Below are 22,947 nucleotides of genomic sequence, written 5' to 3'. Positions count from 1 at the left end.
GCGTCAGAAGCCGCCGGCGACCTCGATCACCGCGCGGCCGGTGAACTTGCCGACGCGCACCAGGTCGAGCACGGACACCAGCTCGCGCGCGGGGATTCGGCGCATGATGTCGGCCAGGTGCCGGGGGCGCAGGTCGCCCGCGAGGCGCTCCCACAGCTCGCGCCGCGGGCCGATGGGCAGTTGCACCGAGTCGATTCCCAGTAGCGCGACGCTGCGCAGGATGAACGGCATCACCGTGGTCTGCAAGGCGGCGCCGCCGGTGAGCCCGCTCGCGGCGACCGCGCCGCCCCACTGCACGGTGCTGAGGACGTGGGCGAGGGTCGCGCCGCCCACGCAGTCCACGGCTCCCGCCCAGGTCGCCTTGCCGAGCGGGCGCGGCTTCGCGTCCGGGTCCTCGGGGAGCCGTCCGATCACCGACGCGGCGCCCAGCTCGAGGAGCAGGTCGTGGGCTTCCGGCTTGCCGGTCGAGGCGACCACCTCGAATCCGGCGGCGGCGAGGAGATCGACGCTGACGGTGCCCACGCCGCCGGAGGCGCCGGTGACGACGACGGGCCCGTCGTCCGGGGTGAGTCCGTGCCGCAGTAGCGCCTGCACGCTGAGCGCCGCGGTGAAGCCGGCGGTGCCGATGGCGGCGGCGTCGGCCGTGGAGAGCTCGCCGAGCCGGACGAGCTGATCGGCGGGAACGCGGGCGTACTCGGCGTAGCCGCCGTGCCGTCCGGTGCCGATCTCGTAGCCGTGCGCGAAGACCCGGTCGCCCGGCGCGAAGTCGGGGTGATCCGAGGTGACGACCTCACCGGCGAGGTCGATGCCAGGAATGATCGGGTAGTTGCGGACCACGCCGCCGCGCGGGACGACGGCGAGGGCGTCCTTGTAGTTGACGCTCGAATGCAGGACACGGACGGTGATGCCGTCGTCGGGCAGCATCGTCTCGTCGACGGTCTCGGGGGCGAAGTCGATCGCGTCGTCGTGCTCGCGCGCGACCCAGGCGGAGAACGTGGTGGAGGTCATGATCCGACCGTAGTGGTGGCGCGCTCGTCCGTGTGGAGACACGACATCTTGCCAACGGTAAGTAAAGGCATGCTAAGTTAGGCAACGCTTCGCTCAGTTCGGGGTGGGGCCGGGCTTCGTGAGCGGATCCGACTACCCCGGAAGTTCAATTTTCAAGGAGATTGCCCATGCGTATCCGGTTGTCCGCCGCCGTCGCCCTAGTCGCGGCCGCCTCGCTCGGGCTCTCGGCCTGCTCCTCCGACACATCCTCCGACACGGCAGAAACCGGCGCGACCATCGTCGTCAGTCACGCCCAGGGCGAGACCGAGGTGCCCGTCGATCCCGAACGGGTCGTGGTCTTCGACCAGAGCGTGCTGCAGTCCATGATCGACCTCGACCTGCCCGATGCCGTCGGCGTCCCCGCGCTCACCAATTGGCCGGACTCGTTCGCGCGTTACCGAGGTGACGACGTCGCCAAGGTCGGCTCGCTGTTCGAGCCCGACTTCGAGGCCGTCAACGCCCTCGAGCCCGACCTCATCATCGTCGCCGCCAGGTCGGCCACCAGCTACGACGCGCTCAGCGAGATCGCCCCCACCGTCGACCTGTCCGTCGACTCCAAGGACTTCCTGAACAGCGTCGAGAAGCAGAACCGCAACCTCGCCGGCATCTTCGGAGCCGAGGACGCCTTCGAGGCGAAGTTCGGCGGAATCCGGGAATCGTTCGATGCCGTGTCCGCGAGCGCCGAACAGGCGAACCTGCGCGGGCTGATCCTGCGCGTCGAGGCCGCCGAGGTCACCGCGTACGGACCCGGCTCCCGGTACGGGATCATTCACGACCTCGGCGTCGCGCCCGTCTCGGAGACCTTCGCCGACGACGTCGCCCACGGCGATGCCGTCTCCTTCGAGTACATCGCCCAGGTCGACCCCGATCTGATGTTCGTCCAGGACCGAGAGGCGCCCCTCGGCGACACCACCGGCCCGAACGCGTCCCGCGTGCTCGACAACCCGCTCGTCGGCGGCACCACCGCCGCCGAGGAAGGCCGGATCACCTACCTCGACCTGTACACCTGGTACATGGCGCCGAGCGCGCTGAGTTCCGTCCAGTCGCAGATCGACGTCGTCGGGCAGGCCGTCGGCATGGCCGCGGCGGCATGACCTCCGCCCGCTCGTGAGTTCCCCGACAACGACCGGCAGGGCCGGCGACCGCACCCCGGGTGCGGCCGCCGGCCCCGCCGTGCGTCTGCGTCCCGTCCTGATCGGCGCCGCGATGCTCGCCGCCGCCGCCTTCGCATCCCTGTTCGTCGGGGTCGCCGACGTCACCCCCGCCGACCTGCTGCGCGGCGATACGGCGACCCTCGAGGTCTTCTTCGTCTCGCGCGTGCCCCGTCTGATCGCGATCCTGCTCGCCGGCGCCGCCCTGAGCGTGTCCGGCCTGATCATGCAGCACCTGACCCGCAACCGGTTCGTCGCACCGGACACCGCCGGCACCGTCGAATGGGCCCTGCTCGGCATCCTCGTCGCGACTCTGTTCCTCGGTGGACAGTCCGTGCTCGGCAAGATGCTCGTCGCCGTCGCCTTCTCCCTCGTCGGCACCTTCCTGTTCCTGCGGTTGCTGCGCCGCGTCCGGTTCACCGACATGATCGTCGTACCGCTCGTCGGCCTCATGTTCGGCGGCGTCGTCATGGCCGTCACCACGTTCTTCGCCTACCGGCTCGAACTGATGCAGGCCCTGAACACCTGGACCAGTGGTGACTTCTCCGGCATCCTGCGCGGCCGCTACGAGATCATCTGGGTCGTCGTCGCCGTCATGGCCGTCGCCTATCTGTATGCCGACCGCTTCACCGTGGCCGGCCTCGGCGAGGGCTTCGCGAAGAACCTCGGCGTCCCGTACCAGCTGGTGATCAACATCGGCATGGTCGTCGTCGCCGTCACCACCGCCGTCGTCACCGTCGTCGTCGGCGCCATCCCGTTCCTCGGCCTCGTCGTGCCCAACCTCGTCACCATGGCGCTCGGCGACAACCTGCGCCGCGTCCTGCCGATCACCGCGCTCGCCGGCGCCGGATTCGTGCTCGCCTGCGACGTAGTCGGCCGCGTCATCCGCTACCCGTACGAGATCCCGGTCGGTACCGTCGCGAGCGTCGTCGGCGCCGTCGTGTTCATCGCACTGATCCTGCGCACCCGGCGAGGTGCGCGATGAGCCCGGCCGTCGCCGCACCCTCCGCAACCCGTCGCCGGGACCCTGCCCGCGTGCTCGTCGTGCTCGGCGTCGTCGCCGCACTGGCGGTGTGCGCGTACCTGTTCCTCTTCGTCACCGGCTCGTGGGACTTCGCTATGAAGATCCGCAGCCGGCAGGTGCTGTCGATGGTGCTCGTCGGCTACGCCACCGCCTTCGCCGCGGTGATCTTCCAGACCGTCACCGCCAACCGCATCCTCACCCCGGGTGTGATGGGGTTCGACAGCCTGTTCATGCTGCTGCAGACCCTGGTGGTGTTCCTGTTCGGCGCGAGCGCCCTCGCGACACTGGATCCGCGCCTGAAGTTCGGGGTCGAGGTGCTCGCCATGGTCGGCTTCGCGCTCGTGCTGTTCCGATGGCTCTTCGACCGCGGATCGCGCGACCTGTACGTGCTGGTGCTCGTGGGCATCGTGCTCGGTGCCCTGTTCGGTGGGCTGTCGTCGCTGGTGTCGCGGCTGATCGACCCCAACGACTTCATGACGCTGCAGGACGTGCTGTTCGCCAGCTTCAACAACGTGCAGGTCGATCTGCTCGCAGTGTCGGCCCTGCTCGTCGTCGCAGCGACGGCGTTCTCGGTGCCGATGTTGCGTCAGCTCGACGTCGTCGCGCTGGGCCGGGAGCACGCGATCGGTCTCGGCGTCGACCACCGGCGCGTCGTCACCCGCACGCTGATCGTCGTCGCGGTGCTGGTCTCGGTGTCCACCGCGCTCGTCGGGCCCATCACGTTCCTCGGACTGCTGGTGGCCAACCTGGGGCGGGAACTCGTCGGCACCTTCCGGCACCGCTGGACGGTGCCCGCCGCAACGCTCGTCGCGATCGTCGCCCTGGTCGGCGGGCAGTTCGTCCTCGGCCGGCTGCTCGACTACAACTCGAGCCTCATCGTCGTCGTCAACTTCGTCGGCGGCATCTACTTCATCTCCCTGCTCGTGAGGGGTGCACGTCTGTGATCACCGTTCGGGATCTCGCCAAGAACTACGCCGGCACCACCGTGCTCGGGCCCGTCGATCTCGACGTCCCGCGCGGGGGCCTCACGTCGATCATCGGTGCCAACGGCGCCGGCAAGTCGACCCTGCTGACCATCGTCGCGCGGCTGCTCGACTCCGACGCCGGGTCGGTCAGCATCGACGGGCTCGACCTGCGGGCCACCCCCTCGGACGGGCTGGCCAGGAAACTGTCGGTGCTGCGCCAGGACAACACCACCGCGGTGCGGTTGTCGGTGCGTGAACTCGTGGAGTTCGGGCGCTTCCCGCATTCGAAGGGCCGGCTGTCGGCGTCCTGTCACGACGCGGTCGACCGCGCCATCGAGTACACCGGCCTGGGCGGGTTCGAGGACCGCTTCCTCGACCAGCTCTCCGGCGGGCAGCGGCAGCGCGCGTTCGTCGCGATGGTGCTCGCCCAGGACACCGACTACGTGCTGCTCGACGAACCGCTCAACAACCTGGACATGAAACACTCGCAGCACATGATGCAGCTGCTGCGACGGATGGCCCACGAGATGGGCAAGACCGTGATCCTGGTGATCCACGACATCAACTTCGCGTCGTGCCACTCCGATCGCATCGTCGCGATGCGCGACGGCGCCGTCGTCGCCGACGGGGACGTCGACGAGATCCTCCGGCCCGAGGTGCTGCGCAAGGTCTACGACATGGACATCGCCGTGCACGAGATCGACGGCCGTCGCATCGCCGTGTACTTCTGAGGCGCCTTCGGCGCCGGTGCGTCCTTCGGGCGGCTGGGGCAGCCCAAAGGACGCACCGGCGGCGAGGCCGCTACCTTCGGGGGATGGACGAAGCGCAGCAGGTAGCCGACTTCCGGGACCGGCACGGCCTCGACGGCCTGATCGACGTGCACACCCACTTCATGCCCAAGAGCGTCATGGACAAGGTGTGGGGATACTTCGATTCCGCCGGACCGCTCGTGGGCCGCGAATGGCCCATCACCTACCGGCACGCCGAGGAGGAACGCGTCGAGCGGCTGCGGCGCTTCGAGGTTCGCCGGTTCACGGCGATGCTCTACCCGCACAAGCCCGCGATGGCCGCATGGCTGAACTCCTGGGCAGTGGACTTCGCCGCCCGCACCCCCGACTGCCTGCACACCGCGACGTTCTACCCCGAGCCCGAGGCGGGTGACTACGTCGCTGCGGCGCTCGAGCACGGCGCGCGGGTGTTCAAGTCGCACATCCAGGTCGGCGACTACGACCCCAACGATCCGCTGCTCGATCCGGTGTGGGGACTGCTCGAGGACGCCGGCGTGCCGATCGTCATCCACTGCGGCTCGGGGCCGGCGCCGGGTGCGCACACCGGGCCCGGGCCGATCGCCGCACTGCTGGACCGGTTCCCCCGGCTCGCGCTGATCGTCGCGCACATGGGCATGCCGGAGTATCGCGAGTTCCTCGAACTGGCCGAGAAGTATCCGCGGGTGCACCTGGACACGACCATGGCGTTCACCGATTTCACCCAGGAGTCCATGCCGTTCCCGGACGACGAGCTGCCGCGGCTGCGGGCGCTGGGATCGAAGGTGCTGTTCGGCAGCGACTTCCCGAACATCCCGTACCCGTACATCCATCAGCTCGAGGCGGTCGAACGGCTCGGCCTCGGCAGCGAATGGGTCCGCGCGGTGTGCTGGGACAACGCGGAGGCTTTGTTCGGCTCGGTATGAGCCGGGAGCTGGGTGGCCGAATGTCACACCGGTTCGATGTGATCGAACCGGTGTGACATTCGGTCGGTCAGGTGCAGCAGTGGGGGTCGAGGACGAGACGTAGCGCCTGCAATGCGTCGCTGCAGGCACGGTGGTGGACGTTCATGCCGCGGCGTGTCGATTGCACCATCCCCGCCTTGCGCAGCTGGCCCAGGTGATGGCTGACGGTCGACTCCGTCAACCCCACGGCCGACGCCAGGTCGCACGTGCACACGTCGTCCTCCCGTGTGGTGAGCAGGATCGACATCAGCTGGATCCGGGTCGGGTCGGCGAGTGCCTTGAGTCGCAGCGCCACCTCGAGGGCGGCCTGCTCGTTCATCGGTGCGGCCGAGACCGGCGCGCAGCAGATGGGGGCGGAGACGTCGACAACCGGGAGCGCCTTGGGCATATCCCCATCATCCATCCCTCTTGACATATGTCAAAAAGGTGGTGACAGTTGACCTACGAATTCGATGTATGTCTCACAGGTGGAGGTCATCATGTCCCGCGTCCAGCTCGCCCTCAACGTCGACGACCTGCAGGAGGCCGTGACGTTCTACACGAAGTTGTTCGGCACCGAGCCGGCCAAGCTGAAGCCCGGCTACGCGAACTTCGCGATCGCCGAGCCACCGCTGAAGCTCGTCCTGATCGAGAACGCGGGCAAGGGCGGCTCGATCAACCATCTCGGCGTCGAGGTCGACTCGAGCGAGAAGGTGCACTCCGAGATCGCCCGCCTCACGGACGAAGGCATGTTCACGGACGAGGAGATCGGCACCATTTGCTGCTTCGCCACCCAGGACAAGGTGTGGGTCACCGGCCCGGCGGGGGAGAAGTGGGAGGTCTACACCGTCCTCGCCGACAGCGAGACCTTCGGTACGAGCCCGAAGTTGCTCGACCAGGGCGAGAACTCGGAGGGAGTGTGCTGTGGCTCCGTCGTCGAGCGGGAAGCGGCCGCCGCCGAGCAGCAGGCGCCGGCCGCGGGGACGTGCTGCTGAGCGACGTCCACGGCCCGCTACGGACGCACGTCCGTAGCGGGCCCGATCCGTCGGAGACGCGTCGTCGGCACGTCCGTACCGCCGCAATCCGGTGCCGGACACCCGGCCGGAGCCCTATCGTGAGGGGATGACTGCCGACGAGCGCAGTGGCGGGGCGACGGGCGGGCGTCCGGCCCGGCCGTCGGAGGAACTCACGCCGCTGCCGGATCTGGTGCACGGCCGTCCCCGCGCCGGCCCGGTGCGCCGGCGTCGGCCCGTGTATGTGGACCTGTTGCCGCCGTGCAACGCCCGGTGCCCCGCGGGGGAGAACATCCAGGCGTGGCTGGCGCACGCGAAGGCCGGCCGGTACGAGCAGGCCTGGCGGCAACTGGTCGCCGACAATCCGTTCGCCGCCATCCACGGCCGGGTGTGCTACCACCCCTGCGAATCCGTCTGCAATCGCGCCACTCTCGACAGCGCCGTGTCCATCCATTCGGTGGAGCGGTTTCTCGGTGACCGGGCGCGGGAGCAGGGCTGGATGTTCGAGCCGCCGCCCGCCCGCAGCGGCAAGCGGGTACTGGTGATCGGTGCCGGGCCGAGCGGGCTGTCCGCCGCCTGTCACCTCGCCCGCCGCGGCCACGACGTCGAGATCCGTGACGCCGGCGCCGAGGCCGGCGGGATGATGCGCTACGGCATTCCGAACTACCGTCTTCCGCGCGACGTGCTCGAAGCTGAGCTGGAGCGGGTCGCAGCACTGGGCGTGCAGTTGACCTGTAACCACCGGGTCGAGGATCTCGCGGCGGAACGCGCGGAGGGTGGTTTCGACGCGGTGTTCGTCGCGGTCGGGGCGCATCTGGCCAAACGGGTCGACATCCCGGCCTGCGACGCGGGCACGATGATCGACGCGGTCTCGTTCCTGCGCAGTGTCGCCTCCGGGGAGAACCCGGCCGTCGGGCGGCACGTTGCCGTCTACGGCGCCGGCAACACGGCAATGGACGCGGCCCGGGTGGCCCGCCGGCTCGGGGCCGAGGACGCGGTCATCGTCTATCGGCGCACCCGCGAGCAGATGCCCGCCCACGAGGAGGAAGCCGAGGACGCCGAACGCGAAGGTGTGCGGATCAATTGGCTGCGCACGGTCACCGCCTTCGACGGTCCCGAACTGCAGGTCGAGGTCATGGAACTCGACGAGTCCGGTCGTCCACGGCCGACCGGGCGTTTCGAGACCCTGGCCGCGGACACCCTGATCATGGCGATCGGCCAGGAGACGGAGTCGGCGTTCATGCGCACGCTGCCCGGCGTCGAGTTCGAGCGCGACGGCAGCGTGCGGGTGGACGGGTCGCTGATGACCGGCTGCCCCGGGGTGTTCGCAGGCGGCGACATGGTGCCCGGCGAGCGCACCGTGACGGTCGGGGTGGGGCACGGGAAGAAGGCGGCGCACCACATCGACGCCTGGTTGCGTCGGGCGTCTGCCGAGCGGCCCGCCAAGCATCCGATCGCGACGTTCGACCAGCTGCACCTGTGGTATTTCGCCGACGCGGATCGGCGGGTGCAGCCGGAATTGGCTGTTGAGCAACGACTTTCCGGGTTCGACGAGGTGGTCGGCGGGGTGTCGGCCGAGGCGGCGACATTCGAGGCGGGCCGGTGCCTGTCGTGCGGCAACTGCTTCGAGTGCGACGGCTGTCTCGGCGCGTGCCCGGAGGACGCGATCGTCAAGTTGGGTGCCGGCCACGGCTACCGGTACGACTACGACAAGTGCACCGGCTGCGCGGAGTGCTTCGAGCAGTGCCCGGTCCACGCGATCGAAATGTTTCCGGAGCCGACATGACGCGTGCCACGGTGGACGGTAACGAGGCGGCCGTGTCGATTGCCTACCGGCTCAACGAAGTGTGCTGCATCTATCCGATCACTCCGTCGTCGGCGATGGCCGAGCTGGCCGACGAATGGTCCAGCCGGCACCGGCCGAATCTGTGGGGCACCGTGCCGAGTGTGGTGGAGATGCAGAGCGAGGCCGGCGCGGCGGGGGCGCTGCACGGCGCACTGCAGGGCGGGGCACTGGCGACGACGTTCACCGCGTCACAGGGACTGCTGCTGATGATCCCGAACATGTACAAGATCGCCGGCGAGCTGACCTCGGCGGTCATGCACGTCGCTGCCCGGTCCCTGGCCGCACAGGGGCTGTCGATATTCGGCGACCATTCGGACGTGATGGCGGTGCGCCAGACCGGATTCGCGTTGCTCGCCTCGGCGTCGGTGCAGGAGGCACACGATCTGGCGCTGGTGGCGCAGGCCGCCACCCTGCGGACGCGGGTGCCGTTCGTGCACTTCTTCGACGGCTTCCGCACCTCCCACGAACTCAACACCATCGAGACGCTGGCCGACGACGACCTGCGTGCCCTGGTGCCCGAGGAGCTGATCCGAGAGCATCGCGAACGCGCGTTGTCGCCGGAGCGGCCCTTCATCCGGGGCACCGCGCAGAACCCGGACACCTACTTCCAGGCGCGTGAGACGGTCAATCCGTTCTATGCCCGGGTTCCGGGGGTGGTGGACGAGCTGATGACGCAGTTGGGGGAGCGCACCGGACGCGACATGCGCATCGTCGAGTACACCGGGCATCCCGAGGCGGACCGCGTGCTGGTGCTGATGGGATCCGGTGCGCACACCGCAGCCGAAACCGCTGCCGCGCTCACCGCCCGCGGTGAGCGGGTCGGGGTGGTGCAGGTGCGGCTGTATCGGCCCTTCCCCGCCGAGGCGCTGCTGGCGGCACTGCCGGCGACGGTGCGCACGCTCGGCGTGCTGGACCGCACCAAGGAGCCCGGTTCGCACGGCGAGCCGCTGTATCTCGACGTCGTCGCGGCCCTCGCGGAGGCGCATGCCGATGGTGAGCGGGCCGTCATGCCCAGGGTCTGCGGCGGACGCTACGGTCTGTCGTCGAAGGAGTTCACACCCGGCATGGTCGCCGGCGTCTTCGCCGAGCTCGCCCGTGAGCGGCCCCGCCGCCGGTTCACCGTGGGCATCGACGACGACGTGACCGGCACCAGCATCACCTACGACCCGTCCTTCGACATCGAATCCTCCGACACCGTGCGGGCGATCTTCTACGGCCTGGGCTCGGACGGCACGGTCGGGGCCAACAAGAACACCATCAAGATTCTCGGCGACGAGGAACACCTGCACGCACAGGGCTACTTCGTCTACGACTCGAAAAAGTCCGGTTCGCAGACGGTTTCGCATCTTCGCTTCGGGCCGCGGCCCATCCGCGCACCGTATCTGGTGAGCCGCGCGGACCTCGTCGGATGCCATCAGTTCCGATTCCTCGACAAGATCGACGTCTTGGGACCGGCTGCGCCGGGATCGACCCTGCTGCTGAACTGCAGACACCGGCCCGACAAGGTCTGGGACGCGCTCCCTCGCCGGGCCCAGGAACAGATCCTCGACAAGGGGATCACGCTGTATGCGGTCGACGCGGGCCGGATCGCTCGTGAGGTCGGGCTCGCCGGGCGGATCAATGTCGTGTTGCAGACCTGCTTCTTCGCGATCTCGGATGTGCTGCCGCGTGAGCAGGCCGTCGCCCGGATCAAGAAGTCGGTGGAGAAGACCTACGGCAACCGTGGAGCCGACGTGCTGCGGCGCGAACTGGCCGCGGTGGACCGGGCATTGGAAGAGTTGCACCGGATCGATGTGCCCGATCGGGTGACCACCACACGGGTGCCGGCGCCGATCGTGCCCGAGCACGCGCCCGAGTTCGTCCGCACCGTCACCGCGGAGATGATGGCCGGGCGCGGGGATTCCCTGCCGGTCAGCGCGTTTCCCGTGGACGGTACCTATCCGAGCGGCACCACCGCGTACGAGAAGCGCAACATTTCGGAACTGGTCGCAGTGTGGGACCCGGACACCTGTATCCAGTGCGGAAACTGCAGTTTTGTCTGTCCGCACAGCGTGATCCGCACCAAGTTCTACGACAAGTCCCACTTGGACGGTGCCCCGGAGCAGTTCGGCTCGGCGGCCCTGGGTGCTGTGGGCCTGCCGGATGCCCGGTACACCCTGCAGGTCTACGCCGAGGACTGCACCGGATGCGGGTTGTGCGTCGAGGCCTGTCCTGCCGTGGCCCCCGGCGCGACGACCACCAAGGCCATCAATCTCGCACCCCGCGAACCGCGGGTGGCCCCCGAACGCGAGAACATCGTCTTCTTCGAGAAGCTGCCGACGGCCGACCGGGCCCGGGTGGACTTCGGCACCGTCCGCGGAACCCAGTTCCTGGAGCCGCTGTTCGAATTTCCCGGCGCCTGTGCGGGCTGCGGGGAGACCCCGTACCTCAAGCTGCTCTCCCAACTGTTCGGCGACCGGTTGACGATCGCGAACGCCACGGGCTGCTCGTCGATCTACGGCGGCAATCTGCCCACCACCCCCTGGACGACCAACGCGGACGGACGCGGTCCCGCCTGGTCCAATTCCCTGTTCGAGGACAACGCCGAATTCGGGCTCGGGTTCCGGCTGGCCGCCGACGAGCACACCCGGCTCGCCCGGCGGCGCCTGACCGAACTGCGGGAGGCGATCGGTGCCGACCTCGTCGACGGCATCCTGACGGCGCCGCAGCTGCGCGAGTCCGAGCTGCGCGCCCAGCGGGAGCGGGTGGCCGAACTCGAAACCCGTATCGCAGAGCTGGATTCCGCTACGACGGCGGACCTGCGCAGTGTGCTCGACCATCTGGTGCGGCGTAGCGTGTGGATCGTCGGCGGCGACGGCTGGGCCTACGACATCGGTGCCGGGGGTCTCGACCACGTCCTGGCCAGCGGCCGTAACGTCAACGTCCTGGTCCTCGACACCGAGGTGTATTCCAACACCGGGGGGCAGATGTCCAAGGCCACCCCGCTCGGGGCGATCGCGAAGTTCGCCGCCGGCGGCAAGACGGTCCCGATGAAGGACCTCGCGTTGCAGGCCATCGCCTACGGCAATGTCTACGTGGCCCGGGTCGCGATGGGAGCGGATCCGCAGCACACGTTGCAGGCGATGCGGGAAGCCGAAGCCTACGAAGGCCCTTCGCTCGTGATCGCCTACAGTCAGTGTATCGCGCACGGCATCGACATGCGTCACGGGATGGACCAGCAGTATCGCGCGGTAGCCAGCGGGCACTGGCCGCTGATCCGCTACGACCCGATGTTGCGGGCGGCCGGGGAGAATCCGTTCCTGCTCGATTCCCACCGGCCGAGGATTCCGCTCGAGGACTACCGCAGTCGTGAACTGCGGTACCGCGCACTCGCCAACACCGATCCAGAGGAATACGACCGACTTCTCGGTCTCGCCGAGGAGGTGATCGCTCAGCGCTGGGACCGGTACGAGGACATGGCATCGCGAGGATCGCACCACTTCACCGCCGACGCCCGCAAGGACCGTTGATGGACCTGTCGACGCGCTATCTGGGCCTGTCCCTACCGAATCCTCTGGTGGCGGCGGCATCTCCACTGTCCCGGACGGTCGACGGTGTCCGCCGGCTCGCCGAGGCAGGCGTCGGGGCGGTGGTGCTCTATTCACTGTTCGAAGAGCAGCTGCTGCGCGAAGCGGAGCGCAATGCGGCACTGACCGAGCACGGTTCGCAGAGCTACGCCGAATCCTTGTCGTACTTTCCGGAGGAAACCGTCGAGGACCACGGACCGCGCCGCTATCTGAGTCTGCTCGAACGCGCCGCGCAGGCGGTCGCTGTCCCGGTGATCGGCAGCCTGAACGGCGTCACCCCGGGCGGGTGGGCGGGTTACGCCCGGTCGATGCAGGATGCCGGCGCGGCCGCGATCGAGCTGAACATCTACTACCTGCCCGGTGATCCGCACATCAGCGGCCGGGACGTCGAACAACGCCACTTGGACGTCCTTGGCCGGGTCGAGGACGCCGTCACCGTGCCGGTGGCGGTCAAGGTGAGCCCCCAGTTCAGTTCGATCGGTGAGATGGCGCTGCGCCTCGACGAGGCCGGGGCCGACGGGCTGGTGCTGTTCAACCGGTTCCTGCAACCCGACATCGATCCCGAAACCCTCACCGTGGTTCCTGGCGTGAGCCTCTCGACGTCCGCCGAGACCCGGTTGCCGCAGACCTGGATCGCGTTGCTGCGGGGACGTGTGCGTGCCGACCTGGCCGCGACGACCGGCGTCGAGGACGCCACCGATGTGATCAAGTACCTGCTCGCCGGCGCGGACGTCGTGCAGTCCGCCTCGGCGTTGTTGCGCCACGGTCCCGAGTATGCCGCCGTCCTGCTCGACGGCGTGCGCGAGTGGATGCGCCGCAAGGGATATCGCAGCGTCGGCGAGTTCCGGGGGATGCTCGCCGGACCGCCCGGCGCGGACGGGACCGGCCGCGGACGCGGCGACTACGTGAGCGCGCTGCGCGAGGCCGACCACCGCGCCTACGGCATCCCGTGAGCCGAGGTGGCCGAGTTCATACGCGGTGTGGTCCCGGCGCACCGGGGCCGGCGCCCGGTGCGCCGAGTGCGCCACCCGGGGGCAATTCCACCGCGACGATTCCCGCCCGCTGGGCGTGGTGGACGAATTCGGCGCCCGGACCGAAGAACAGCCGGGGGCGTACGGCGTCGAGGCCGATCGGCCACAGCGTGCCGTAGTGGATCGGCACCGCCAGGCGCGCTGCCACCAGGCACGCGACGACCGCGGCCCGGGACGGGTCGAGGTGGCCGTTGCCGAGGGTCGGACCCCAGCCCCCGACGGGTAGCAGCGCGAGGTCCACTGGGCCGACGTGGTCGGCGAGGTCCGGGTACAGGTCGGTGTCGCCGGCGAAGTAGGTCCGCCGGTCCCCTTCGACGACGTACCCGATCGCCGGGGCGAGTTCCGGGCCGCGTCGCCAGCGCCGCCCGTCGTGTCGGGCGGGCACCGCCCGGACGGTGAGCGTGCCGATCCGGGTTTCGTCGCCGGGCCGCAGCGGCACCAGGCGGTCGGCGAATCGGCGCAGGGCGGGCAGGCCGTCGATCGCCCGCCACGGGGCCACGATCGGAACGTCCGGGTCGAGCAGCCGCAGCGACGGCAGGTGGGTGTGGTCGGCGTGCAGGTGCGAGAGCAGGACGGCGTCCGGGTTGCGCACGTGCGGCCCGATCGGGGTGGGCCCCCGGCGGCGGCGCAGATGCGCGACGCGGTCGGTCAGCACCGGATCGGTCAGGACGACCGTTCCGCGGTCCATGATCAGCGCGCTGGCATGTCCGAGCCAGCGCACACCGGATGTGGCGGCATCCGGACCCGGTGGCGTGCTCACGACCCTTACGATTCCAGACGAGGGAAGGGGCCGCGATGCGCACGGTGGGCGGCATGGTGCGGGTGCTCGTCGAGTTCCTGGTGCTGTGGGGGTCGTCGGCGCTCGCGCTCATCGTGCTCGACCGCATCCTCGACGGCATCACCCTGGACCCGTCGGGCTTCACTCCGCTACCGACGCTGCCGGCCGCGCTGGCGCTCGCGTTGGTGTTCGGCCTCCTGAACGCGGCGCTGTGGCCGGTGATGATGCGGTTGATGTCGTGGATCGGTCCGGTGCTGCTGTTCGTCGGGGTGTTCGTGGCCGGCGGTGTGATCATGCTGTTGACGCTCTACCTGGTACCGGTCGCGTCGGTGGACCAGCGCCGGGATGCGTTCTACCTCGCGGCGCTGCTCTCACTGTTCACCTCCGTCGTCTCGGGCGCCATCGCGTCCCGTTCCGATACCGCGTACCGGCTGATGCAGGTGCGCCGACAGCGGTTCCGGTTGCGTCGCAACACCGCACTCGTGGACGCGTCCCCGGGGCTGTTGTGCATCCAGATCGACGGCCTCGGTTACGACGTGCTGCGTCGCGCGATCGCCGACGGTGTGACCCCCGCGCTGGCGAAGTTGGTGCGCGAGACCCACCGGCTGATGCCGTGGCACACCGACTGGAGCAGTCAGACGGGTGCGACCCAGCTGGGCGTGCTACACGGCTCCAACCACAACGTGCCGGCGTTCCGCTGGTACGACAAGACCACCGAGCACGTCTCGGTGTTCAGCAACCCGGTCGACAACGAGCAACGCGAACTCGAACGCACCCACATCCCCGGCCTGCTGGCGCACGACGGTACGAGCCGCGGCAACCTGTTCACCGGCGGCGCGCACGACAACGTGCTCGTCGTCAGCCGCATGCGTGGTGCCCGCCTCGGCGGCGGTGTCGGCTACAGCGACTACTTCGCCGACCCGGCGAGCGCGCTGCGCACGTTCATCCGGATGCTCGCGGAACTGCAACGGGAACTACGCCAGTCGCTGCGGCAGAAGCGGAAGGACATCCAGCCGCGGGTGCCGCGGGGCGGGCTCTATCCGTTCGTGCGGGCGTTCGCGACCGTGCTCGCCACCGACGTCGCCGTCGCCGCGGTGGTCGGGGATCTGATCAAGGGGCGCAGCGTCGTCTACGTCGACCTGATCGGCTACGACGAGGTGTCGCACCACTCCGGCATCTCCCGGCCCGAGACCCTTGCGGTGCTGACCAAACTCGACGAGATCGTCGAGTTGCTGCTCGCCGTGGTGGCGCAGGCCGATCGGCCCTACCGCGTCGTCGTGCTCTCGGACCACGGGCAGAGTCAGGGCGCGACCTTTCTGCAACGCTACGGGGAAACCCTGCGGCAGTTGGTCATCCGGCTGGCCACCCGGCGCGAACCGGCGAAGCGCCACTGGTACGAGCGCGAATCCGACGTCTCCGCCCCGCCCGGGTCGGAAGGGCGCGCCTACGCCGCGGCCAGCGTGCACTCGCCGGCCGCCGCCGAGGAGGCGCACGCCTGCGCGGGTGAGCCGATCGTGCTCGGCTCGGGCAACCTCGGTCTGGTCTACTTCCCGCACCTGCCCGGACGTGCCGACGTCCACGCCATCGAGGCCGCCCACCCCGGTCTGCTTACCGGGCTGCGCGAGCATCCCGGGATCGGCTTCCTGCTCGTGGCCGCTCCCGGCGGGTCCGTGGTGCTCGGGCCCCACGGCGAGGTCGACGTGACCACCGGGAAGGTCACCGGCCGGAATCCGCTGGCGATGATGGGCCCCGACGCGCTGGCGAAGGTGCGTCGCACCGACACCTTCGACAACGTTGCCGACATCATGGTCGGCGGCACGTACTGGCCCGACACCGACGAGGTCGCGGCGTTCGAGGAGCAGGTCGGTTCGCACGGCGGCATGGGCGGACCGCAGAGCACTCCGTTTCTCGTCTACCCCGCCGACCTGCCCGCCCCGCCCGAACCGCTGCACGGCGCCGAGGCCGTGCACACGGTGCTCGTCGGCTGGCGGGATTTTTCGACGGGACCGCCTCCAGCGGTGACGAAACAGGACGCGACGACCGATGCGGATGACCCGGGACGTCCGGCATCCCGGGGCTGACCGCGGGACAGACCGGCCGAGGTCGCTGTCCCAGCGCCACCACCGCCTCGACCCGGCAGCCCCTGTACCCGCTCACGATCGCCGGCTCACCGCGACCGTGTGTTCGATTGACCCGAGGCGGCGTCGTCCCGGCCGGGCGTCACGGATGTGTGATCGGGTAGTTCTGCAGGAACCGGGCTTCGACCAGGGACATCGCCGCGATCTCGGTGGGGTCGACGCTTTCGTTGGGGGCGTGGATCAGGGCTTGGGGTTCCTCGACGCCCATCAAGATGATCTCCGCGCCGGGGTAGGTGTCGGCGAAGACGTTGCACAGGGGAATCGATCCGCCCTGTCCCAGCATGGCCATCGGCCGGCCATAGGCTTCCTGCATGGCCGCGGCGAGGGCCCGGTAGGCGGGTCCGTCGGTGCGGGCCCGGAATGGGGATCCGGAGGCTTCGACTTCGACTTCGACGGCGACTCCCCACGGCGCGGCGGCGTGCAGATGGGCGCTCAGGGCTTGTTGGGCCTGTGCTGGTTCGAGTCCGGGAGGGATGCGCAGATTCAGGCGGGCGCGTGCTCGCGGGGCGATCGCGGCCGCCGAGCCGAGCACCGACGGGCAATCGATGCCGAGGATGGTCAGGGCCGGGCGTGCCCAGAGCATGTCGGAGACGGTGCCGTCGCCGAGCAGCGAGTCGGTGGCGAGCATGCCGGCGTCCGTACGGAACTGTTCGGGCGGGTAGGTCTGATCCGTACAGGCCTGGGTGTTGTCCAGGCCTTCGACGGTGGTGTTGCCTGCGGTGTCGCGCAGGGTCGCCAGCATGGCCACCAGGGCGGCGAGAGCGTCCGGGGCGGCGCCCCCGAACATGCCCGAGTGCAGTTCGGAGGCGAGGGCGTCGACGGTGACGACGACGTTGACCATGCCGCGCAGGCTGACGGTGGCGGCGGGGTGACCGACGGCGGCGTTACCGGTGTCGCACAAGAGGATCCTCGGACATGGCGGTCCCCTTCACAGGTTGGATGAGACATCAGCAGTATGCGCCGATCCCGCATCCACCTCGGGGAAAGTGCTGATCTTCCTCACCCTCCGGGGTGAACGGTGCGTGGTCCGGGAAACGGTCTCACGTGCTTTCGCTCGGTTGCACGAGGTGCCTTCCCCGGGCGAAAGCGCGCCGAAGGTGGGCACACAGGGCGACCGTCAACGACGAACCCGGTTCCTGCCCCCGTGCACGACCCGCCGTGCAGAGGACAGGGCCTCGGGCGGAGTCGGTTCGAGCGTTTCGCTACAGTGGGAGAGGCTCTGCGACAGCCGTTATCGACAGCGACGAGGCGGGCCCGATCGACTATCTCGTCATCGAGTGACCCGCCGCCGGCCCGTGCCCACCGCCGCAGGTGTTCGACATGACCTCGGGCCGGCCGACGATCCGAACAGACCCCACCGGCCTCGTGCAGAGAGGCCTGATTCCGCCGCGGGTGCGCAGATCGAAGTGGTATCGAAACGTGTTCCTACCCGTCCTGTTCTGCGGGACAATACTTCTCATGGACGACAGCGAAGTGCACGCCATCGACGTCGTCCGAATCCGACTCGGCCAGCGCTACCCCGACCTCGACCCCGAGGTGGTGGGGGGCCTGATCGAGGCCACGCTCGGTCGGCTCGACGGATGCCGCATCCGAGACTTCGTCCCCCTACTGGTCGAACGGGCCGCCACGCGCACACTCGACGCGACGTACCACCGTGCACCGGAGTCTCGAGAACCGAGGCGCACTCCCGAACCGCCCGCGGTGACCGAGACCAGCGAGGTGCGGACCGCGAGCAGCGTCCGGGTGCGGTGGGCCGTTCTCGTGCGTCGCTCACCACGCCTGTCGTAGGCGTGACAAGAGGCGGCGAGGCCCGGGTCGGAACCGGAGTCGACGGTCGTCCACCACACCCGGGCGGGCGGGATGCTCGGCACGCAGCCAGGGTGTGGGCGACACACCCATGCCCGAAACCAGAGTCACGTCCTGAAACGGTTGGGAATCCGATACGAATCAACGACGGGGGGCTCAGGGCTGGGGTCCAGCGCCAGCCCGGCGACGGCGGCCTTGGCGGTGCGCCCGACCCCGATCAGCGTGGCCGACCCGGGGCCGGTCCAGTCCCCGTAGCCGAGCAGATGCAGCTTGGGTTCCTTCAACGCCTGGGTGCCCGTCACGGCGATGGAACCGTCGGACCCGCGCAGGTGCAGCGGCCGCAACGGCGTCAGGGCGGGGCGGAATCCGGTGGCCCAGACGATCACGTCCGCGCGCCGGCTCTCCCCGGTGTCGTCCCACGAGATGCCGTCCCGGGTCAGCCGGTCGAACATCGGCAGCGGATCCAGCGCGCCGCGGTCCCGGGCCGCGAGGACCTCCGGGACCATGACGATGTCACCGAGGTCGGCGATACCGCCCGGATCGGGGCGCCCGGCCGCCAGCGCGCGCCGCGACGCCATCTCGAACAGCACACGTCCGTCGACGTCGTCCGGTAGGAACCGCGGCGGGCGGGTGGTCACCCAGGTGGTGCCGGTGACCTCCGAGATCTCGGCGACCAGCTGGGCGCCGGAGTTGCCGCCGCCGACCACCACGACCGCTCTACCGGCGAATTCACCCGGGATGCGGTACTGCACGGTGTGCAACTGTCTGCCCGCGAAGGTGCGGGCTCCGGGGCAAGCGGGCCAGAACGGTTGCTGCCAGGTGCCGGTGGCGCTGATCACCCGCCGTGCCCGCCACACCCGCTCCGCGGTGTCCACCCGCAGCCGCTCCCCGTCGTCGTCGCGGGTGACCGCCCGCACCCGCACCGGCCGCCGCACCGGCAGACTGTAGCGGCGCTCGTATGCGGTCAGATACTCGATCACGTGCCGGGCAGGTGGGAACCCGTCCCGCCACGACGGCATCGGCCATCCCGGCAGCGACGCGTACTCCGCGGGGGAGAACAACCGCAGCGAGGGCCAGGTGTGTGGCCACGCGCCGCCCGGTGTGGGCTGGTCATCGAGGACGACGAACTCGAGCCCGGCCCGGCGCAGGTAGTACCCGGCGGCCAGGCCGGCCTGCCCGCCCCCGATCACCACGACGTCCACCTCGCTCGTGCTCATCGTCTCCCTCGTCATCGCGTGCGCAGATCGTCGGTTTCGGCCGTCAGGGTTGGCCGGGGGTGTCGAGCAGGCTCGCCGCGGCGATCAGGGCGGCTTTGACGATCAGTCGTTCGGGGATCTCTTCGAATGTGACTGGTCCGAGTGCCACTGTCCGGCAAGGGGAGTCGCCGCACACCGAGCAGCAGCGGCTGCTGCCGACGTCGGCGTCGAGCCAGTCCTCGAGCGGGCGGCCGGCGATCCAGATGCGGTTGGATTCGGTCGGGTTCGCGGCAAAGGCGGCGTCGTCGAGTTCGCGGACCTCGAGGTGCGGTGCGATGCCCAGCGGGCGCAGGGCCTGATCGAGCGTGCCGACCGCGTGCTGGATCTGCTCACCGGTGCCGGCGCAGCGGCGGCACGTCTGTCCCTGGCTGACCAGGCGTTGCCAGACGATGGGCAGTACCGTCATCACAGACCCCTTCTCGGTTCGCGGGGAAGGTGGAGTCGACCCGGTCTCCAGTGTGGCCGACCCGGCTGGGCCGCAGGTGTGTCCCGGCGGATCCGGCCGGGGCACGCCCTGCGTTCGGTCAGCTGCGGACGGCGCCGGGGACGAGTTCGGCGATCAGCGCCTCGACCCGCGCCCTGATCTCGTCGCGGATGGGGCGGACCGACTCGACGCCCTTGCCGGCCGGGTCCTCGAGCACCCAGTCGCGGTAGCTCTTGCCGGGGAAGACCGGGCAGGTGTCGCCGCAGCCCATGGTGATCACCACGTCGGAGGCTTCGACGGCGTCGGTGGTGAGGATCTTCGGGGATTGGGTGGAGATGTCGATGCCGAGCTCGGCCATGGCCTCGACGGCGGCGGGGTTGACCTGATCGGCGGGGGCGCTGCCGGCGGAACGGACCTCGACGGCGTCGCCGGCGAGGGCGGTGAGGAATCCGGCGGCCATCTGGGAGCGGCCGGCGTTGTGCACGCACACGAACAGCACGGACGGCTTGGTGGTCATCGAGGGAACCTTTCGGGTGTCAGGCGGTGGGAACGGCGGTGAGGTCGGCGAGCAGAGCGCGGACCCGGGCGTCGACGTCGTCGCGGATGATGCGGACGACCTCGAGGGATTGCCCGTCCGGGTCGGGGACGGACCAGTCGAGGTAGCGCTTGCCGGGGTAGACGGCGCACGCGTCGCCGCAGCCCATGGTCACGACCACGTCCGCGGCGGCGACGACGTCGTCGGTGAGCGGCTTGGGGAACTCGGCGCCGAGATCGAGGCCGAGCTCGGCCATGGCCTCGACCACCACCGGGTTGATCGCGGCGATCGGTGCGGAGCCCGCGGAGCGGACGTGGACGCGGCCACCGGCGTGGTGATCGAGCAGGGCAGCGGCCATCTGGGAGCGACCGGCGTTGTGCACACAGACGAACAGCACCTCCGGAACGTCCTTGGCGACGGCGCCTTCGGCCTGGGCCAGCGCGGTCAGGCGTTCGGCGGCGAAGCGCGGGGCGAGTGCCGTCAGATGGGTGTAGACGGTGGCGGTGCGGCGCAGTGCCGCATAGGACTCGAACACCACCCGTTCGACGGTCTGCGGGGAGAAGATCCCGTCGTACTTGTCGGCGAGGTGCTCGGCGGCACGCTGGAGCACCGCCTGCGGCATCAGCAGTTCGGGCTGGTGGCGGTTCGAGTGGTCGGACATGTCGGCTCCCTGGCTCTCGGGCTTCACGAAGCGGCGGGGGTGGCGGAGGGGGTGAAGCGTTTGCGCAGGGCGAGCGAGACGTAGACGAGGCCGACGAGCACGGGCACCTCGATGAGCGGCCCGACCACGCCCGCGAGGGCCTGCCCGGAGGTGACGCCGAAGGTGGCGATGGCGACGGCGATGGCGAGTTCGAAGTTGTTGCCGGCCGCGGTGAACGCGAGGGTGGTGGTGCGCTCGTAGCCCAGGCCCATCGTGGCGCCCAGGAGGTAGCCGCCGCCCCACATGATCGCGAAGTACGCCAGCAGCGGCAGGGCGATGCGGGCGACGTCCCACGGGTGGGAGGTGATCTGCTCGCCCTGCAGCGCGAAGAGCATCACGATGGTGAACAGCAGGCCGTACAGGGCCCACGGCCCGATCCTGGGCAGGAACTTCTGCTCGTACCAGGTCCGGCCCTTGGCCTTCTCGCCGAAGTGCCGGGTGAGGAAGCCGGCGAGCAGCGGGATGCCGAGGAAGATGAGCACCGACTTGGCGATCTGCCAGGGCGAGACGTCGAGGGTGGTCTGTTCGAGTCCGAGCCAGCCCGGCAGCACCGAGAGGTAGAACCAGCCGAGGCCGGCGAACATGATCACCTGGAAGACGGAGTTGAGTGCGACCAGCACGGCGGCGGCCTCGCGGTCGCCGCAGGCAAGGTCGTTCCAGATGATGACCATGGCGATGCAGCGGGCCAGACCGACGATGATCAGCCCGGTGCGGTACTCGGGCAGATCGGGCAGCATCAGCCAGGCCAGGGCGAACATCAGCGCGGGCCCGACGATCCAGTTGAGGACCAGCGAGCCGATCAGCATCCGCCGGTCGCCGGTGACGGTGTCGAGCCGGTCGTAGCGGACCTTGGCCAGCACCGGATACATCATGATCAGCAGACCGAGGGCGATCGGCAGCGAGATGCCGTCGATCTCCACGGTGGAGATGATGTCGCCGAGGCCGGGAATCAGGCGGCCGAGCAGCAGGCCGGCGACCATGGCGACGCCGATCCACACCGGCAGGAACCGGTCGAGGGTGGACAGCTTGCCGACGACTGCCGGGTGGTCGGTGGTGGTGGTCACGAGACGACCTCCTCGAGGGCGGCGGCGGGCGTGCAGGACGAGTTCGCGACGATTCCGGCTTCGACGGACAACACCGCGGACAGCTGGGCGAGGGCCGAGGGGACGACCCGGTAGTGCACCCAGGTGCCGCGACGTTCGCAGTCGAGGAGGCCGGCCTCCCGCAGCACCTTCAGATGGTGCGAGATGGTCGGTTGCGACAGGTCGAAGGACGGTGAGATGTCGCACACGCAGCACTCGCCGCCCTCGTGGCTGGCGATCAGGCTCAGCATCCGCAGGCGCACCGGATCGCCCAGGGCCTTGAACATGCGGGCCAGGTCACCGGCCCAATCGGAGGTGAGCGGCTCGCGGCTGAGCGGCGGGCAGCAGGGCTCGTCCCCGCGCGGCGGTTGATTCGGCATGCGTCTATATTGACGGTTGTCGAAACACGGCGTCAAACGGACAGCCGGCCCGGTCGAAAGGAAACCCTCACGTGCACACACCCTCGGTGCTGTTCGTCTGCGTGAAGAACGGCGGCAAGTCCCAGATGGCCACCGCGCTGATGCGCAAGGCCGCCGGCGGCCGCATCGCCGTGCACTCCGCCGGAACGGCACCGGGTTCGGCGCTCAACGCCCTCTCGGTGCAGGTGCTCGAGGAGGTCGGCGCACCGGTGGACGGCGAATACCCCAAGCCGATCGATCCGCAGCTGCTGCGTGCGGTCGACCTCGTCGTCACCCTCGGCCGCGACGCCCGCGTCGACGCGGAGTACGTGGAGAACTGGGACACCGACGAGCCGTCCGAGCGCGGCATCGACGGCATCGAACGGATGCGCCTCGTGCGGGACGACATCGCCGCCCGTGTCGACGCGCTCGCCGCCCGCCTGCTCGACCCCGCATCCCCCACCCGCTGATCCGACCAG

At 69.6% G+C, this 22,947-nt stretch carries 21 protein-coding genes and 1 pseudogene; 12 read left to right on the top strand and 10 right to left on the bottom strand.

Annotation, left to right across the window (positions count from 1 at the left end; translation table 11 throughout):
* Positions 1–3 precede the first annotated feature (3 nt).
* Positions 4–1,008, bottom strand: a complete 1,005-nt coding sequence (locus AC2IPW_RS22345; protein ID WP_054373027.1) for an acrylyl-CoA reductase family protein — start codon at positions 1,006–1,008, stop codon at positions 4–6.
* Positions 1,009–1,175: 167 nt separating this feature from the next.
* On the opposite strand from AC2IPW_RS22345, the gene AC2IPW_RS22340 reads away from it, so the two are divergent.
* The 5 genes from AC2IPW_RS22340 to AC2IPW_RS22320 all read left to right on the top strand — a co-directional run bounded on the left by AC2IPW_RS22340 (position 1,176) and on the right by AC2IPW_RS22320 (position 5,877).
* Positions 1,176–2,141 carry a siderophore ABC transporter substrate-binding protein gene (locus AC2IPW_RS22340; RefSeq protein WP_486375717.1) on the top strand — a complete coding sequence of 322 codons (966 nt, stop codon included), beginning with the start codon at positions 1,176–1,178 and terminating at the stop codon, positions 2,139–2,141.
* A 13-nt stretch (positions 2,142–2,154) separates the two neighbouring features.
* The gene (locus AC2IPW_RS22335; RefSeq protein ID WP_486375716.1) at positions 2,155–3,183 is read left to right on the top strand and encodes an ABC transporter permease; all 1,029 of its coding nucleotides are present in this window, start codon (positions 2,155–2,157) and stop codon (positions 3,181–3,183) included.
* Positions 3,180–4,166, top strand: coding sequence for an iron chelate uptake ABC transporter family permease subunit (locus AC2IPW_RS22330; RefSeq protein WP_235157033.1), 987 nt, complete (start codon positions 3,180–3,182; stop codon positions 4,164–4,166). Before AC2IPW_RS22335 ends, AC2IPW_RS22330 begins: the two co-directional genes overlap by 4 nt.
* Positions 4,163–4,918: an iron ABC transporter ATP-binding protein gene (locus AC2IPW_RS22325; protein WP_486375715.1), complete on the top strand. Its 756-nt coding sequence runs from the start codon at positions 4,163–4,165 to the stop codon at positions 4,916–4,918. Before AC2IPW_RS22330 ends, AC2IPW_RS22325 begins: the two co-directional genes overlap by 4 nt.
* Positions 4,919–5,001: 83 nt before the next feature.
* Positions 5,002–5,877, top strand: a complete 876-nt coding sequence (locus tag AC2IPW_RS22320; RefSeq protein ID WP_486375714.1) for an amidohydrolase family protein — start codon at positions 5,002–5,004, stop codon at positions 5,875–5,877.
* Positions 5,878–5,944: 67 nt separating this feature from the next.
* Here the strand turns inward: AC2IPW_RS22320 and AC2IPW_RS22315 are convergent, their stop codons facing one another.
* On the bottom strand, positions 5,945–6,304 hold the full coding sequence (locus AC2IPW_RS22315; RefSeq protein WP_003934355.1) for an Rv2640c family ArsR-like transcriptional regulator: 360 nt from the start codon (positions 6,302–6,304) through the stop codon (positions 5,945–5,947).
* A gap of 91 nt (positions 6,305–6,395) precedes the next feature.
* Between AC2IPW_RS22315 and AC2IPW_RS22310 the strand changes: the two genes are divergently transcribed.
* The 4 genes from AC2IPW_RS22310 to AC2IPW_RS22295 all read left to right on the top strand — a co-directional run bounded on the left by AC2IPW_RS22310 (position 6,396) and on the right by AC2IPW_RS22295 (position 13,273).
* The gene (locus AC2IPW_RS22310; protein WP_486375713.1) at positions 6,396–6,890 is read left to right on the top strand and encodes an ArsI/CadI family heavy metal resistance metalloenzyme; all 495 of its coding nucleotides are present in this window, start codon (positions 6,396–6,398) and stop codon (positions 6,888–6,890) included.
* 127 nt (positions 6,891–7,017) lie between these two features.
* Positions 7,018–8,694 (top strand): NAD(P)-binding protein, encoded by a 1,677-nt coding sequence (locus AC2IPW_RS22305; RefSeq protein WP_486375712.1) that lies wholly within the window; start codon positions 7,018–7,020, stop codon positions 8,692–8,694.
* On the top strand, positions 8,691–12,263 hold the full coding sequence (gene nifJ, locus AC2IPW_RS22300) for a pyruvate:ferredoxin (flavodoxin) oxidoreductase (protein ID WP_486375711.1): 3,573 nt from the start codon (positions 8,691–8,693) through the stop codon (positions 12,261–12,263). Before AC2IPW_RS22305 ends, nifJ begins: the two co-directional genes overlap by 4 nt.
* Complete coding sequence (locus AC2IPW_RS22295; protein ID WP_486375710.1) at positions 12,263–13,273, top strand: dihydroorotate dehydrogenase-like protein; 1,011 nt, start codon at positions 12,263–12,265, stop codon at positions 13,271–13,273. The genes nifJ and AC2IPW_RS22295 overlap by 1 nt, the downstream gene beginning before the upstream one ends.
* Positions 13,274–13,289: 16 nt before the next feature.
* Here the strand turns inward: AC2IPW_RS22295 and AC2IPW_RS22290 are convergent, their stop codons facing one another.
* Complete coding sequence (locus AC2IPW_RS22290; RefSeq protein WP_486375709.1) at positions 13,290–14,111, bottom strand: MBL fold metallo-hydrolase; 822 nt, start codon at positions 14,109–14,111, stop codon at positions 13,290–13,292.
* Positions 14,112–14,146: 35 nt separating this feature from the next.
* On the opposite strand from AC2IPW_RS22290, the gene AC2IPW_RS22285 reads away from it, so the two are divergent.
* On the top strand, positions 14,147–16,210 hold the full coding sequence (locus AC2IPW_RS22285) for an alkaline phosphatase family protein (RefSeq protein WP_486375708.1): 2,064 nt from the start codon (positions 14,147–14,149) through the stop codon (positions 16,208–16,210).
* 139 nt (positions 16,211–16,349) lie between these two features.
* Here AC2IPW_RS22285 and AC2IPW_RS22280 read toward each other — a convergent pair.
* Positions 16,350–17,174: pseudogene (locus AC2IPW_RS22280) on the bottom strand (M20/M25/M40 family metallo-hydrolase); the annotation flags it as partial.
* Positions 17,175–17,725: 551 nt separating this feature from the next.
* Between AC2IPW_RS22280 and AC2IPW_RS22275 the strand changes: the two are divergent.
* On the top strand, positions 17,726–18,055 hold the full coding sequence (locus tag AC2IPW_RS22275; RefSeq protein WP_003934347.1) for a three-helix bundle dimerization domain-containing protein: 330 nt from the start codon (positions 17,726–17,728) through the stop codon (positions 18,053–18,055).
* Between the two features lie 125 nt (positions 18,056–18,180).
* Here the strand turns inward: AC2IPW_RS22275 and AC2IPW_RS22270 are convergent, their stop codons facing one another.
* From AC2IPW_RS22270 to AC2IPW_RS22245, 6 genes are all read right to left on the bottom strand, one after another.
* On the bottom strand, positions 18,181–19,290 hold the full coding sequence (locus AC2IPW_RS22270) for an ArsO family NAD(P)H-dependent flavin-containing monooxygenase (RefSeq protein WP_486375707.1): 1,110 nt from the start codon (positions 19,288–19,290) through the stop codon (positions 18,181–18,183).
* 43 nt (positions 19,291–19,333) lie between these two features.
* Positions 19,334–19,735 carry a DUF2703 domain-containing protein gene (locus AC2IPW_RS22265; protein ID WP_416062018.1) on the bottom strand — a complete coding sequence of 134 codons (402 nt, stop codon included), beginning with the start codon at positions 19,733–19,735 and terminating at the stop codon, positions 19,334–19,336.
* A 118-nt stretch (positions 19,736–19,853) separates the two neighbouring features.
* Positions 19,854–20,270, bottom strand: a complete 417-nt coding sequence (locus AC2IPW_RS22260; protein ID WP_003934344.1) for an arsenate reductase ArsC — start codon at positions 20,268–20,270, stop codon at positions 19,854–19,856.
* Between the two features lie 19 nt (positions 20,271–20,289).
* The gene (locus tag AC2IPW_RS22255) at positions 20,290–20,949 is read right to left on the bottom strand and encodes an arsenate reductase ArsC (protein WP_486375706.1); all 660 of its coding nucleotides are present in this window, start codon (positions 20,947–20,949) and stop codon (positions 20,290–20,292) included.
* 23 nt (positions 20,950–20,972) lie between these two features.
* Positions 20,973–22,052 (bottom strand): ACR3 family arsenite efflux transporter, encoded by a 1,080-nt coding sequence (gene arsB / locus AC2IPW_RS22250; protein WP_003934342.1) that lies wholly within the window; start codon positions 22,050–22,052, stop codon positions 20,973–20,975.
* Positions 22,049–22,450 carry an ArsR/SmtB family transcription factor gene (locus AC2IPW_RS22245; RefSeq protein ID WP_003934341.1) on the bottom strand — a complete coding sequence of 134 codons (402 nt, stop codon included), beginning with the start codon at positions 22,448–22,450 and terminating at the stop codon, positions 22,049–22,051. The genes arsB and AC2IPW_RS22245 overlap by 4 nt, the downstream gene beginning before the upstream one ends.
* Before the next feature lie 71 nt (positions 22,451–22,521).
* On the opposite strand from AC2IPW_RS22245, the gene AC2IPW_RS22240 reads away from it, so the two are divergent.
* Positions 22,522–22,938, top strand: a complete 417-nt coding sequence (locus tag AC2IPW_RS22240) for an arsenate-mycothiol transferase ArsC (RefSeq protein ID WP_416062016.1) — start codon at positions 22,522–22,524, stop codon at positions 22,936–22,938.
* The last annotated feature ends 9 nt before the right edge of the window (positions 22,939–22,947 follow it).

It is taken from the genome of Rhodococcus sp. NS-SX18 (assembly GCF_057367935.1).
The sequence above is the reverse complement of the archived record's forward strand: the minus strand, read 5'-3'. Positions and strand labels throughout refer to the sequence as shown.